12 protein-coding genes are annotated in these 12,512 nt (G+C 70.9%); 9 read left to right on the forward strand and 3 right to left on the reverse strand.

Annotated features, from left to right (window positions below):
- Positions 1-28 precede the first annotated feature (28 nt).
- The 3 genes from J4573_RS32980 (at position 29) to J4573_RS32990 (ending at position 2,175) form a co-directional block, all read left to right on the forward strand.
- Positions 29-490 (forward strand): peroxiredoxin, encoded by a 462-nt coding sequence (locus J4573_RS32980; RefSeq protein WP_208259830.1) that lies wholly within the window; start codon positions 29-31, stop codon positions 488-490.
- 65 nt (positions 491-555) lie between these two features.
- Positions 556-903, forward strand: coding sequence for a hypothetical protein (locus J4573_RS32985; protein WP_208259831.1), 348 nt, complete (start codon positions 556-558; stop codon positions 901-903).
- Between the two features lie 174 nt (positions 904-1,077).
- A complete protein-coding gene (locus tag J4573_RS32990) occupies positions 1,078-2,175 on the forward strand; it encodes a potassium channel family protein (protein ID WP_208259832.1) in 1,098 nt (365 codons plus the stop codon).
- Between the two features lie 331 nt (positions 2,176-2,506).
- On the opposite strand, the gene J4573_RS32995 is transcribed toward J4573_RS32990, so the two are convergent.
- On the reverse strand, positions 2,507-3,448 hold the full coding sequence (locus tag J4573_RS32995; protein WP_208259833.1) for a phosphoribulokinase: 942 nt from the start codon (positions 3,446-3,448) through the stop codon (positions 2,507-2,509).
- Between the two features lie 182 nt (positions 3,449-3,630).
- Between J4573_RS32995 and J4573_RS33000 the strand changes: the two genes are divergently transcribed.
- Positions 3,631-4,287 (forward strand): response regulator, encoded by a 657-nt coding sequence (locus J4573_RS33000; protein ID WP_208259834.1) that lies wholly within the window; start codon positions 3,631-3,633, stop codon positions 4,285-4,287.
- Positions 4,284-5,450: a GAF domain-containing sensor histidine kinase gene (locus J4573_RS33005; protein ID WP_307797081.1), complete on the forward strand. Its 1,167-nt coding sequence runs from the start codon at positions 4,284-4,286 to the stop codon at positions 5,448-5,450. The genes J4573_RS33000 and J4573_RS33005 overlap by 4 nt, the downstream gene beginning before the upstream one ends.
- Here J4573_RS33005 and J4573_RS33010 read toward each other — a convergent pair.
- On the reverse strand, positions 5,447-6,676 hold the full coding sequence (locus J4573_RS33010) for a saccharopine dehydrogenase family protein (protein ID WP_208259835.1): 1,230 nt from the start codon (positions 6,674-6,676) through the stop codon (positions 5,447-5,449). The genes J4573_RS33005 and J4573_RS33010 overlap by 4 nt on opposite strands.
- A gap of 110 nt (positions 6,677-6,786) precedes the next feature.
- Complete coding sequence (locus J4573_RS33015) at positions 6,787-7,653, reverse strand: LysR substrate-binding domain-containing protein (RefSeq protein WP_208259836.1); 867 nt, start codon at positions 7,651-7,653, stop codon at positions 6,787-6,789.
- Positions 7,654-7,743: 90 nt separating this feature from the next.
- On the opposite strand from J4573_RS33015, the gene J4573_RS33020 reads away from it, so the two are divergent.
- From J4573_RS33020 to J4573_RS33035, 4 genes are all read left to right on the forward strand, one after another.
- Entirely contained in the window at positions 7,744-9,177 is a 1,434-nt protein-coding gene (locus J4573_RS33020; RefSeq protein ID WP_208259837.1) for a form I ribulose bisphosphate carboxylase large subunit, read from the forward strand.
- A 1-nt stretch (position 9,178) separates the two neighbouring features.
- Positions 9,179-9,610 (forward strand): ribulose bisphosphate carboxylase small subunit, encoded by a 432-nt coding sequence (locus J4573_RS33025; RefSeq protein WP_208259838.1) that lies wholly within the window; start codon positions 9,179-9,181, stop codon positions 9,608-9,610.
- Between the two features lie 155 nt (positions 9,611-9,765).
- Complete coding sequence (gene cbbX, locus J4573_RS33030; RefSeq protein WP_307797082.1) at positions 9,766-10,659, forward strand: CbbX protein; 894 nt, start codon at positions 9,766-9,768, stop codon at positions 10,657-10,659.
- A gap of 76 nt (positions 10,660-10,735) precedes the next feature.
- Positions 10,736-12,478 carry an alpha/beta hydrolase-fold protein gene (locus tag J4573_RS33035; protein ID WP_208259839.1) on the forward strand — a complete coding sequence of 581 codons (1,743 nt, stop codon included), beginning with the start codon at positions 10,736-10,738 and terminating at the stop codon, positions 12,476-12,478.
- Positions 12,479-12,512 lie beyond the last annotated feature (34 nt).

Raw genomic sequence — 12,512 nt, forward strand, 5'->3', positions numbered from 1 at the left:
AGGGGCGGGGATGATCCGCGGGAGAGGCATGTCGGTTGAAGTAGGCACTGCGGCACCGGACTTCGAGCTGAAGGACCAGCACGGCACCCCGGTGAAGCTGTCGGACTTCCGTGGAAAGAAGAACGTCGTTCTGGTCTTCTACCCGCTGGCCTTCAGCGGGGTCTGCACCGGTGAGCTCTGCACCATCCGCGACGAGCTGCCGACCCTGGGCGGCGACGACACCGTCCAGGTCCTGGCGGTCTCGGTCGACTCGGTGTGGGCGCTGCGTACGTGGGCCGAGCAGGAGAAGTACCAGTTCCCGCTGCTGTCGGACTTCTGGCCGCACGGTGGTGTGGCGCGGGAGTACGGCGTCTTCGATGACGAGAAGGGCATCGCGATCCGCGGCACCTTCGTCATCGACACCGAGGGCGTCGTCCGCTGGAAGGTCGTGCACGGCCCCGCGGAGGCGCGCGACTTCGACGAGTACCGCAAGGCGCTCGCCGAACTCTGATTCCTAGAGATCGGGTCCGTCCGGCACGCAGGGACGGGCCCGGTCCCCGCACCCATGGAGGTGTGATGCCCTGCTTCCGATGCGGGGCGCGGCAGACCGACCCGAGCCGTGGCGCCAGTCCCTGGCGGCGCGGCGTACGGGCCGAGCATCAGGTGCTGATCTGTCCCCGATGCCAGACCGAGCATGATTGGGCGGCCGACCTGGACCGCTGCTCGGCCTGCGCCTCGGTGGCCCTGGTCTGCCGCCTCGGCGAGGTGGAGTGCCGCGACTGCGGCCACACCCGCGAGGCTCAGCGCGAGATCGACGCTCCCGCGGCGCTGGTCGGCTCCGGCGCGCCGCCGGGCGACTCCGGCCTGTCCGAGGAGGTCGCCGCCGCCCTGACCCGGGTCCTGGGCCGCGGCCCGGCGCACTGACCGGCACCGGCCCGCCCCGCGCGGCTCCCGCGCTCCCACCTGAGTGAACGGGCGGCGAACGCGTTCTGAACAACCCCATGTGACCGGATGGTCTCAATGGGGGTTGACGTCCTTTTTACGGGCTGACACGCTGCGGGACCAGCATCAGCGTGGGGACGGGACGGGGAAGCCGCGATGCCGATCATCTTCATGCGCCTGTACCACCGGGTCGCGGAACGGGCCTGGCGGGCACCGGCCCTGGCGCTGCTGGCGGCGGCGCTGTTCGGCTGGGCGCTGATCGCGATCTTCGAGCCGGACGGCGCGAAGATCAAGCAGCCGCAGAACTTCGTCTGGTACTTCTTCGTCAGCGGCACCACGGTCGGCTACGGCGACCTGTTCCCGACCACCTCGGGCGGCCGGATCGGCGGCGTGATCATCGTCGTGGCCGGGCTGAGCGCGGGGCTGATGCTGTTCGCGGAGCTCACGCTCTTTATGGCGAAGGGCAGGACATTGAAGGCCAACGGGCAGGCCCAGCTGCACCACCGCAAGCACCTGGTGGTCATCGGGTACGAGCGGGACGGGCTGCGCGCGATCATCGAGCAGCTGCGCGCCGACTCCGAGTTCGTGAAGACCCCGGTCGTCACGATCTTCTGGGAGGGCCAGCTCACCGGCGAGAACCCCGATCCCGACCTCTACGACGTCATCACCTGGGACTCCACCGCGTTCCAGCGCGCCTGCCTGGAGGACGCCAGGACCGTGCTGGTCGCCGGCCGTACCGACGACGAGACCGTACGGGTCATGCTCGGCGTGAGCGCCTACCTGCGCGGTCACGACCGCCCGCGCATCCACAAGCTCGCCGGCGTCCACGACGGCGGCCGCCGCGCCGAGATCAACGACGCGCTCAGCCTGATCAGCCGGGACGTGGAGCCGGTCGACATCGACGACCCCGCCGTGGTCGCCGTCGCGATCCGCAACCCCGGCGTCGCCTCGATCTACCACAACCTGGCCAGCACGCTCGACGCCGACTCGTCCCTGTTCCGGGTGGACATCCCCGACGACGCGGGGGAGTGGCCCCGCCTGGACATGGCCGTCTTCCTGCTCCGCCGCGGCAGCACGCTGCTGGCCGTCGGCGAGTCGCACCTGCCGAACGCCCGCTTCCGCCTTGCCGCCCAGCCCGGCGAGATCGTCCGCGGCGGCCAGTCCCTGGCCGTCGTCTCACCCGACCGCCCAGACATCCCCTGGCACGAGCTCCAAGCCACCACCTCAGGCTCCACCGAACCCGCCCCCGCCTGACGCCAACAAATACGCCGATCTTGCTCTGAGCGCCCTTTGGCATGCCTTTTAAGGGCGCTGAGAGCAAGATCGGCGAATTAGAGGAGCCGGGAGGGCACATAAGCGCCCAGGAGGTGCCCTCCCGGCTATGCCGCGATGCGCGCGGCCCGGTGGATGGTCCGGGGCCTCCCCGCGCGCTCGCGGGATCTGGCGACCTCAGCCGACGCGAGCGCGGCCGCAGGTCTGGTCGAGGGACGAGGCCAGATCGCGAAGCGATGCAGCGCTCGCCCAAGCCCGGTTAGGGCGAGCCGCTAGGCGAGCCCGTGGGCCGGGGTTGTTGGAGACAGAGCGGCTAGGCCGCTTGTCGTTGGTCGGCGTCCAGCAGGTGGTAGAGCAGGAGGAGCTGGGTGATGGCCAGCGGGTCGCTGGTGCCGGCCTCGCCGAAGCGGCCCAGAACGTCCTGTTCCAGGTGGCCTGCGCGGGCGCCGAGGCGTTCCCACAGGGCCTTCTTGACGACCTGTGACTCGTCGGGCGAGACGTAGCCGTGCACGTGCAGGGCGTCGACCGGGCGGCCGTCGGTGTCGCGGTGCAGGCGCAGGTGCATGGCGGTGCCGCCGGAGGCGGCCTGCTCGATCACCGGGCCCAGCTCGGGGTGGTCGATCGTGGGGCGCAGGAGCAGCTCTGCTGAGAGCGGCGTGTCGGGCGGGTCGGTGCGGCCCGCGACGGGGGCGAAGCGGACCACGATGTCGGCCGAACGGCGCTGCGGGCGGATGTAGGCGGCGCTCTCGGCCTCGCGGCGGGCCAGCTCGGCCCTGACCTGGTCGGGGGTGTAGCCGCGCTTCTCGCAGTCGCGGCGGATCTTCCACGCGTGCCGCAGGATCTCGGGCGGGTCCAGGTAGACGGTGATGTCGAAGCAGGCGCGGGCCAGGCGGGTGTGCAGCGGCAGGAGGCCCTCCACGATCACGAAGTCGCGAGGCTCCACCAGCTCCGGCCGCACCAGCTCCCCGGTGGCGTGGTCGTAGACCGGCTTGAGGATCGGCTCGCCCATCGACAGCAGCTGCAGGTGCTGCTCCATGATGTCGATGTGGTTGCAGTCGGGGTGCAACGCCGTGAACGGCTTGCCCTTGCGTTCGGCGCGGTCGTAGCGGTGGTAGTCGTCAACGCAGACCGCTGTCATCCGGTCCGCCCCCAGACACTGCACGAGCCCCCTGGTCAGTGTCGTCTTGCCCGCGGCGCTGTCCCCCGCGATGGCGAGCATGACGGGGCGGCGGCCCGTTCCACGCGCCCGGAGCATATGCACGATCCGATGGGGCACTCTGGTCCTCCGTCCGGGGGGCCTGCACTGGTCACCGTGGACGTTAAGGCGAGTTACCCGGCGGTACGTCCCCCGTTCGGGGGAGAGCGCGGGGGAAGTGTCGGAAAGCCTGACCCGGAGGGGGCTACTGGCGAGTAGCTTCCGGTTGTTATCGTGCCGGAATGGGCGCCCCCGTGCGTGTCGTCCTCGTCGACGACCACGAAATGATCCTTGCCGGCCTGCAGGCGATGCTGGCCGGTTTCGCGGGACGCGTGCGCGTGGTGGGCCAGGCGGGAAGCTCGGCGGAGGCGACCCGGCTGGTGACCATGCTGAAGCCCGACGTCGTCCTGCTGGACGTGCGGCTCGGGCCCGAGAGCGGCCTGGACCTGTGCCGGGCGCTGTCGGGCACGGCCCCGGAGTCGCGGGTGGTCTTCCTGTCGGTCTACGACGACGAGCAGTACGTCTTCGAGGCGCTGCGCGCCGGGGCCGGCGGCTACCTGCTGAAACGCGTGGACGGGCCCGAGCTCGTCCGGCGGTTGGAGGAGGTCACTCAGGGAGAGACGGTGGTCGATCCGACGCTGGCGGGACGGATGGCCGTCACCGCGGCCCGGCTGACCCGTGGAGAGTTCTGGCCCGGCGCCAATCGCGGGCTGACACAGCGGGAGAGTGAGGTCCTGTCGCTGCTGGTCGGTGGCCTGTCCAACAAGGCGATCGCCGCCCGGCTCGTCCTCGGCGAGGAGACGGTGAAGAGCCATCTGCGCGCGCTCTACCGCAAGCTGGAGGTCGCCGACCGTTCGGCCGCGATCGCGGTGGCCCTGCGCGAGGGACTGTTCCGGTGATCGCGGAAGAGGACGCCGTGTCGTCCCGTACCGAAGGGCGGGCGCTCGGCGCGCTGGAGTTGCTCGCCGAGCGCGGCCAGGACCTGCTGCTGCGGATCGTGGCGGTCGCCTGCTCGGACCGTGAGCTGCCGGAGATGGCCGACGAGCTGGCCGGGCTGGTGGTCCGCTCGGCCAAGTCGCTGACCTTCTGCGACGTCTACGTGCTGGACGAGGACGAGCGCGCGCTGGAGTGCTCGGGCGGCCCGGCCGTACGGCTCGGCGAGGGCGACGTCGGCTGGGTCGCGGCGCACGGCCGCCCGCGCGACCACGCCGACGGGCGCGGCGCGGCGATCCCGCTGAGCAGCGGCCACGCGACCATCGCCGTCGTCGACGTCCGTTCGGCGGCGCTGGTCCTGGCCGACGACGTCGCGCTGGTCACCGAGCTGGCGGGCCTGTTCGCGCCGGTGCTGTGCTCGTGCCGCCGGTTGCGCGGCGCGCAGGAACGCGAGCACGCCGCCGAACGGTTCGCCGAACGTGCGGTCGAGGCGCAGGAGGCCGAACGGACCCGCCTCAGCCGCGACATTCACGACGGCATCGCGCAGCGCCTGGCCAGCCTCGGGTTCCACCTGTCGGCGGCCCAGGCGGCGCTGCCCGAGCACCATCCCGAGGCGGCCGAGCAGATCCGGGTGGCCCGCGACCTGTGCGACCTGACGGCCGCCGAGACGCGTGCCGCGATCGGCGGCCTGCGCCCGCCCGTACTGGACGACCTGGGCCTGTCGGCCGCGCTCGCGACGCTGGCGCGCGAGGCCGACGGCCCCGGCGGATCGCTCGACATCATCGTCACCGTGGAGGGGGAGCTGGAGGACGAGCTCCCCGACCACGTGCAGACCGCGCTCTACCGCATCGCCCAGGAGGCGGTCGGCAACTGCCTTCAGCACGCGCGGGCGTCCTGCGTGGACCTGCTGCTGGAGCACGAGAAGGACCGGGTCCGCCTCACCATCACCGACGACGGCATCGGCTTCTCCATGCAGGACGTCTTCGCGCCCGGACGCCATCTCGACTCCTACGGGCTGCGCGGCATGGCCGAACGCGCCGAACTGCTCGGCGGGCGCGTCACGGTGAGCAGCCGCCCGGGGGTCGGCACGACGATCGAGGTCGCCGTGCCGCTCCCGCGCTACACCTAGGCCTGCTGCCGTTCGAGGACGCGGAAGGTGATCCCGGCCTTGTCGAGGCGGTCGATCAGCGCGTCGCCCATCGCGGTGGCCGTGGTGACCTGGCCGGAGGTCTCCGGCAGGTCGTCGAACGCCAGGCACAGCGCCGACTCCGACAGCATCTTGGCCGTCTCGCCGTAGCCGGGGTCGCCGCCCGCCACCTCGGTGACGACGCGCTTCCCGCCGCCCTCGCCGACGAACTTCACGCTGAACCAGTGCGTGGCGCGCTTCTCGGCGGACGGCCCGTCGCCGGGCTTGCGCAGCCGGCCGATGGCGGATCGTACGGGCGGGATCTGGGCCGCGACCGTGAGCGCTCCGGCGCCCGCGGCCAGGCCCACGGCGGCGGGCAGGCGCTTGACGGCCAGGTAGTGGCCGTAGGAGAAGTCCGGCCCGTAGCGCTCCAGCGCGGCGGCGGAACGGGTGATGATGCGCGGGTCGATCGTCGGCATCGGCAGCGTCCAGCCGACGCGGGCCTTCGGCACCGGGCGCTGGGAGATCCGGATCCGGCGGCCCTCGGGGCGGCCCTCCAGCCGGTTGCGCTCGCGCTCGGCGCGGATCATGCCGGGCAGGTCGCCGAAGATCCCGAGCGCCGACTCCAGCGTGCCCCCGGAGAAGTCGGCGTTGGCGCGGACGAAGCCCTCGACGTGCAGCGGGACGCCCTCGGGGAGCTGCTTGACGGTGAAGTAGGCGCCCAGGTCGTGCGGGATCGAGTCGAAGCCGCAGGCGTGCACGATCCGCGCGCCGCTGCGCACGGCCTCGGCGTGGTACTTGACGAACATCCGGTCCACGAACGTCGGCTCGCCGGTGAGGTCCACGTAGTCGGTACCCGCACGCGCGCACGCGGCGACCAGGGGCTCGCCGAGCCTGACGTACGGGCCGACCGTGGTGATCACGACCTTGGCGGCGGCCGCTACGGCGTCGATCGAGGCGGTGTCGCCGGTGTCGGCGTGCAGCAGCGGCAGGTCCTTGCAGGCGGGGTTCAGCTCGGCGAGCCGGTCCCGTACGGCCTCCAGCTTGGCCTGGCTGCGGCCCGCCAGCGCCCAGCGGGTCTCGGGCGGTGCGTGCTCGGCCAGGTACTCGGCGGTGAGCTCGCCGGTGAAGCCGGTCGCGCCGAACAGGACGATGTCCAAACGCCGCTTTTCACGGGGGGTGTGGGGGGTCGTCCCCCCACCGGAACTCGAGCGCTCGCTGGCGGCCATGCGGGGTTGCCCTTCAGATCGAGGTCCTCGTCGAGGTCTTCAGAATCCGATTCTGTCGCGACTCGCCCGCGCTGTCACTAGACGCCACGTCCAATAGCGCGTGAGACCGCTCATATCCGGGTCCATCCGGGCGCCTCCAGCAGGTGGTCCACGAAGAGCCGGGTGGTCGCTGTGGGTGCGGCGCCCGAGGTCGCGTGCCAGGGGCGGTGCAGGGGCGTGCCGGGCGAGTCGATGATCACCAGGCGTCCGGCCGACAGCTCGGCGGGGATCGCGTCCCGCGAGACCAGCGCGGCGCCCAGCCCGGCGGCGGCGCCCGCGATGACCGCGCCGTTCGAGCCGAGGACCAGCTGCGGCGGCGTGGCGTCCTGATCGGCCAGGTAGGCCTCGGCGGTCGCGCGCGTGCCCGACCCCGGCTCGCGCATCACCCACGGCGTCGTCCCGAGGACGAACGACTCGGCGACCTTGGGCGCGGCCACGACGACCAGGTCGTTCGCGCGCGTGGCCAGCACGCTGGAGGTGAGCTCGGCGGGCGGGCGGCCGCCCAGGACGAGGTCGGCGTCGTGATCGGCCAGGCGCCGCCACACGTGCCGGCTCGGCCCGACCTCCAGCGACAGGTCCACGTCCGGGAAGCGCGCACGGAACCCGGCGAGCAGCTCCGGCAGCACCTGGTCGGCGGCCGTCGTCACCGCGGCCAGCCGCAGCGGCCCGCGCGCCGGGTCGGCCTCGCCGCGCGCCGCCGCCCGGCCCTGCTCCAGCAGCCCGAGCACCTGCCGCGCGTACTCCTCGTACGCCAGTCCGGCGGGCGTCAGCTCGACACCGCGCCCGATCCGTTGAACCAGCTGAACGCCCAGGTCACGGGCCAGTGCCGCGACCGCCGCCGACACCGCCGACTCGGTCACGTACAGCCGTCCGGCCGCCGCGCGCACCGAGCCGGTGTCGGCGAGCGCGACGAACGACCGCAACCTGGATTCAGTCATCGCTCAAGTATGGGCCCGAAACACTTGATGGACAACAAAAGTGTCGGCGGGCGATGCTCGACCCGTTCCACTGGGCGAAGAGGAGTGGCGATGAGCGCGGGCAGATGGTCGGCGGGCGTGATCCCGTATGCGGAAATGGGTTACTGGCGGCCCGACTACCAGCCGAAGGACAGCGACATCCTCGCCGCCTTCCGGATCACGCCGCAGCCCGGCGTGCCGCCGGAGGAGGCGGGCGCGGCGGTGGCGGGTGAGTCCTCGACCGCGACATGGACCGTCGTGTGGACCGACCGGCTGACCTCGTACGAGAACTACCAGGCCAAGTGCTATCGCGTTGAGCCGGTGCCCGGTCAGGAAGGGCAGTTCATCGCCTACATCGCCTACGACCTCGACCTGTTCGAGGAGGGGTCGATCGCGAACCTGACGTCGTCCATCATCGGCAACGTCTTCGGGTTCAAGGCGCTGAAGGCCCTGCGGCTGGAGGACATGCGCATCCCGCCGCACTACGTGAAGACGTTCCAGGGCCCGGCGCACGGCATCGTCATGGAACGCGAGTACCTCAGCAAGTTCGGCCGCCCGCTGCTCGGCGCCACGGTCAAGCCCAAGCTCGGCCTCAGCGCGCGCAACTACGGGCGCGTGGTGTACGAGGCCCTGCGCGGCGGCCTCGACTTCACCAAAGATGACGAGAACATCAACTCCCAGCCGTTCATGCGCTGGCGCGACCGCTTCCTCTACTGCATGGAGGGCGTCAACAAGGCGCAGGCGGCCAGCGGTGAGACCAAGGGGCACTACCTCAACGTCACCGCCGGGACGATGGAGGCCATGTACGAGCGGGCGGAGTTCGCCCAGGAGCTCGGCAGCGTCATCATCATGATCGACCTGACCATCGGCTACACGGCGATCCAGTCGATGGCCAAGTGGGCGCGCGCCAACGGCATGCTGCTGCACCTGCACCGCGCCGGGCACTCCACCTACACCCGGCAGAAGAACCACGGCGTGAACTTCCGCGTGATCGCCCAGTGGATGCGCCTGGCGGGCGTCGACCACATCCATGCCGGGACGGTCGTCGGCAAGCTGGAGGGCGACCCCAACAGCGTCGCCGGGTACTACGACACGCTGCGCCTGGACAAGGTCGCGGCCGACCCGGTGAAGGGCCTGTACTTCGACCAGGACTGGGCGTCGATGCCGGGCTGCATGCCGGTCGCGTCCGGCGGCATCCACGCCGGCCAGATGCACCAGCTGCTGCACTACCTGGGCGAGGACGTGATCCTGCAGTTCGGCGGCGGCACGATCGGCCACCCGATGGGCATCGCCGCGGGCGCCGCCGCCAACCGCGTCGCGCTCGAGGCCATGATCAAGGCGCGGAACGAGGGGCGCGACTACTTCAAGGAGGGCCCCGACATCCTGCGCGCCGCGGCCAAGCACAGCCGCGAGCTGGACGTCGCGCTGTCCACGTGGGGCGACATCACCTTCACCTACGCCTCCACCGACACCCCCGACGTCGTCGAGACCCCTGTGAGCGTGTGACATGCGGATCACCCAAGGCACCTTCTCGTTCCTGCCCGAGCTGACCGACGACGAGATCGCGAGCCAGGTCGCGTACGCGCTCGGCAACGGCTGGCCGTGCTCGGTGGAGTTCACCGACGATCCGCACCCGCGCAACACCTACTGGGAGATGTGGGGGTTGCCGATGTTCGACCTCACCGATCCCGCGGGCGTGGTGTACGAGATCAACGAGTGCCGCCGCGCCTACCCCGAGCACTACATCCGCCTGAACGCCTACGACGCGAGCTACGGGCGCCAGACGACCGCGCTCTCGTTCATCGTCCAGCGGCCGACGAACGAGCCGGGCTTCCGGCTCGACCGTGAGGAGACCTCCGACCGGCGGGTGCGCGTGCGGATGCATCCGTACGCGCTGGACCGGCCGCAGGGCGAGCGTTACAACGGGGACGCGCCTTGACCGAGCGTCCCGGATTCGGGATGCGCCCGCAGGCGCGTCCCGCCACGAATGGCGGTTCCCCGGCTGGCCCTCCCTCTTCCCTCCATGCCGGGGAACCCCTCGATCCCGACGATCCGGCGCTGACGTCAGACGCGGCGCCGGGGCCGGATTCTGGGGTGGGGCCGGCGCCGCTGCCGTCGGACGCTCGCGTCGACCTGGCCAAGGAGCGGGCAGAGTCGCAGGTGGACGGCGTTCTGGACGCGCTCGACGCCGAGCTGGTCGGGCTGGCGCCGGTCAAGACCCGCATCCGGGAGATCGCGGCGCTGCTGCTGGTCGACCGGGTGCGGGCGCGCTTCGGCATCGACTCGGGGCGGCCGAACCTGCACATGTGCTTCACCGGCAGCCCCGGCACGGGCAAGACGTCGGTCGCCGTACGGCTGGCCGAGCTGCTGCACCGGCTCGGCTACATCCGGCGCGGCCACCTGGTTTCGGTGACGCGCGACGACCTGGTGGGGCAGTACGTGGGCCACACCGCGCCCAAGACCAAGGAGGTCCTGAAGCGGGCGATGGGCGGCGTGCTGTTCATCGACGAGGCCTACTACCTCTACCGGGCCGAGAACGAGCGCGACTACGGGCAGGAGGCCATCGAGATCCTGCTCCAGGTCATGGAGAACCAGCGCGACGACCTGGTGGTGGTGCTGGCCGGTTACAAGGACCGGATGGACTCGTTCTTCACCTCCAACCCGGGCATGAGCTCGCGCATCGCGCATCACATCGACTTCCCCGACTACGAGTTGGGGGAGCTGGAGGCGATCGGGCATCTGATGCTCGAACGGGAGGGCTATCGGCTGGGGGAGGAGTCGGTCGGGGTCTTCCGCGACTACCTGGAGCGGCGCCGGGAGCAGCCGCGCTTCGCCAACGCCCGTTCCGTGCGCAACGCCATCGAACGGGCCAGGCTGCGGCACGCCAACCGGCTGCTGGCCGAGAGCTCCGAGGTGGGACGCGATGAGCTGACGACGCTGTTCCCCGAGGATTTTCTGGCCAGCCGCGTCTTCACCGGGGTCAAATGATCGTTCCGTGTGGGATTCTCCGGTCGAACGATCTTCGTTCGGAAGATCGGAAACTCCCCGCACAGGAGGTGGGCCCATGCGGGCTCGGCTCATCGGTCTCGTCGCCGCCGTCCTGCTGGTGGTCACCGGCACGGCGGCGGCCGACTCCTCCGGCCACGGGCGGCTGCGGTTCGCCGTCTCGATCTCGCCGGCGCTGCAGAAGGCGGCGGTCGACGGCCGCGCGTACGTCATCGTCACCCGCGACGGCTCGTCCGAGCCGCGGCAGCAGATCGACATCACCGGCGGCGTCCCGTTCTGGGGCCGTAACGTCGACGGCCTGAAGCCCGGTCGCGCCGTGACGCTCGGCGGAGGCGGCGACACCTACGGCTACCCGCTGCCGACCCTGGCGTCGCTGCCCAGCGGGCGCTACACGGTCCAGGCGTTCTTCAACACCTACGACACGTTCCGGCGGTCGGACGGCTCCACGGTGAAGATGCACATGCCGTGCGGCGACGGGATGGACCTGTTCGGCTCGCCGGGCAACATGTACGGCGCGCCTCAGCAGATCAGCATCGACCAGCGCAGCTCGGGCACGATCCCGCTCCAGGTCGACAAGCTGATCACGCCGGCCGACCCCGTTCCGGCGGGCGGAACATGCCAGCAGGGCAACCCGACCGACACCGACCACGTGAAGCACGTCAAGATCCAGAGCCCGGTGCTGTCGAAGTTCTGGGGACGGCCCATCTACATCGGCGCCAACATCCTGCTGCCCGCGGGCTACGACCCGGCCGCCTCGACCCGCTACCCGGTCGAGTACCACTTCGGCCACTTCACGCGGAACGCGCCGCGCGGCTTCCGTGAGGACGGCGGCAACGACTTCTCCAAGTGGTGGCTGTCGGACGCCGCGCCGCGCTTCATCGTGGTCGAGCTGCGCGAGGAGAACCCGTTCTACGACACCTCCTACGCCGTCGACACCCCGAACCTCGGGCCGTACGGGCAGGCGACCACCAAGGAGCTCATCCCGGAGATCGACAAGCGGTTCCACACGATCGCCGAGCCGTGGGGCCGCATCACCAGCGGCGGCTCGACCGGCGGCTGGATGGCGCTGGCGAGCCAGGTCTTCTACCCCGATGTGTACGGCGGGACGTTCGCCGGGTACCCCGACCCGGTCGACCTGCGGCGCGAGCAGATCGTGAACGTCTATGACGACGGCAACGCCTACGACACCGTCCGCGAGTGGGACCGCACGCCGCGCCCCGACAGCCGCGCGGTCTCCGGCGACACCCAGTACGTGAACGCGCAGGAGAACCTCTGGGAGCTGGCGCGCGGCGACCGCGACCGTTCCGGCGGCGCCTGGGCGATGTGGGAGGCGCTGTTCAGCCCGCAGGGCAAGGACGGCTATCCCGCGCAGGCCTGGGACAAGCCCACCGGCGCGATCGACAAGTCCGTCACCGCCCGCTGGAAGCCGATGGACCTGTCGGCGAAGATCTCCTCTGAGTGGTCCACGCTCGGGCCCAAGCTCAAGGGCAGGCTCTTCGTCTACGTCGGCGACACCGACACCTACTTCCTCAACACCGCCGTGGAACTGCTTCAGCAGCGCGTCCAGGGGCTGACCGACCCGGCGGCCGACGCCACGTTCGTCTACGGGCGGGCCAAGCCGCACGGCTGGTCGCCCTACACCGTTCAGCAGTGGTTCCAGATCTACGCCGACTACATCTCCAAGAACGCGCCGAAGGGCACCGATGTGTCGGCCTGGCGCGGGCCTGAGATCGCGCCGCGCCTGAACGTCTCGGAAGGGGAGATCGTCAAGGCTCAGCCGCAGGTCGGCCTGCCGCGCTGAAACCCCGCGCTGAAACCCCGCGCTGAAACCCCGG

This window comes from Actinomadura barringtoniae, from assembly GCF_017573505.1.
Lineage (GTDB): Bacteria > Actinomycetota > Actinomycetes > Streptosporangiales > Streptosporangiaceae > Spirillospora > Spirillospora barringtoniae.

Coding starts and splice junctions, on each gene's coding strand:
- J4573_RS32980 (WP_208259830.1), top strand. CDS start 29: ATGTCGGTTGAAGTAGGCACTGCGGCACCGGACTTCGAGCTGAAGGAC.
- J4573_RS32985 (WP_208259831.1), top strand. CDS start 556: ATGCCCTGCTTCCGATGCGGGGCGCGGCAGACCGACCCGAGCCGTGGC.
- J4573_RS32990 (WP_208259832.1), top strand. CDS start 1,078: ATGCCGATCATCTTCATGCGCCTGTACCACCGGGTCGCGGAACGGGCC.
- J4573_RS32995 (WP_208259833.1), bottom strand. CDS start 3,448: ATGCTCCGGGCGCGTGGAACGGGCCGCCGCCCCGTCATGCTCGCCATC.
- J4573_RS33000 (WP_208259834.1), top strand. CDS start 3,631: ATGGGCGCCCCCGTGCGTGTCGTCCTCGTCGACGACCACGAAATGATC.
- J4573_RS33010 (WP_208259835.1), bottom strand. CDS start 6,676: ATGGCCGCCAGCGAGCGCTCGAGTTCCGGTGGGGGGACGACCCCCCAC.
- J4573_RS33015 (WP_208259836.1), bottom strand. CDS start 7,653: ATGACTGAATCCAGGTTGCGGTCGTTCGTCGCGCTCGCCGACACCGGC.
- J4573_RS33020 (WP_208259837.1), top strand. CDS start 7,744: ATGAGCGCGGGCAGATGGTCGGCGGGCGTGATCCCGTATGCGGAAATG.
- J4573_RS33025 (WP_208259838.1), top strand. CDS start 9,179: ATGCGGATCACCCAAGGCACCTTCTCGTTCCTGCCCGAGCTGACCGAC.
- J4573_RS33035 (WP_208259839.1), top strand. CDS start 10,736: ATGCGGGCTCGGCTCATCGGTCTCGTCGCCGCCGTCCTGCTGGTGGTC.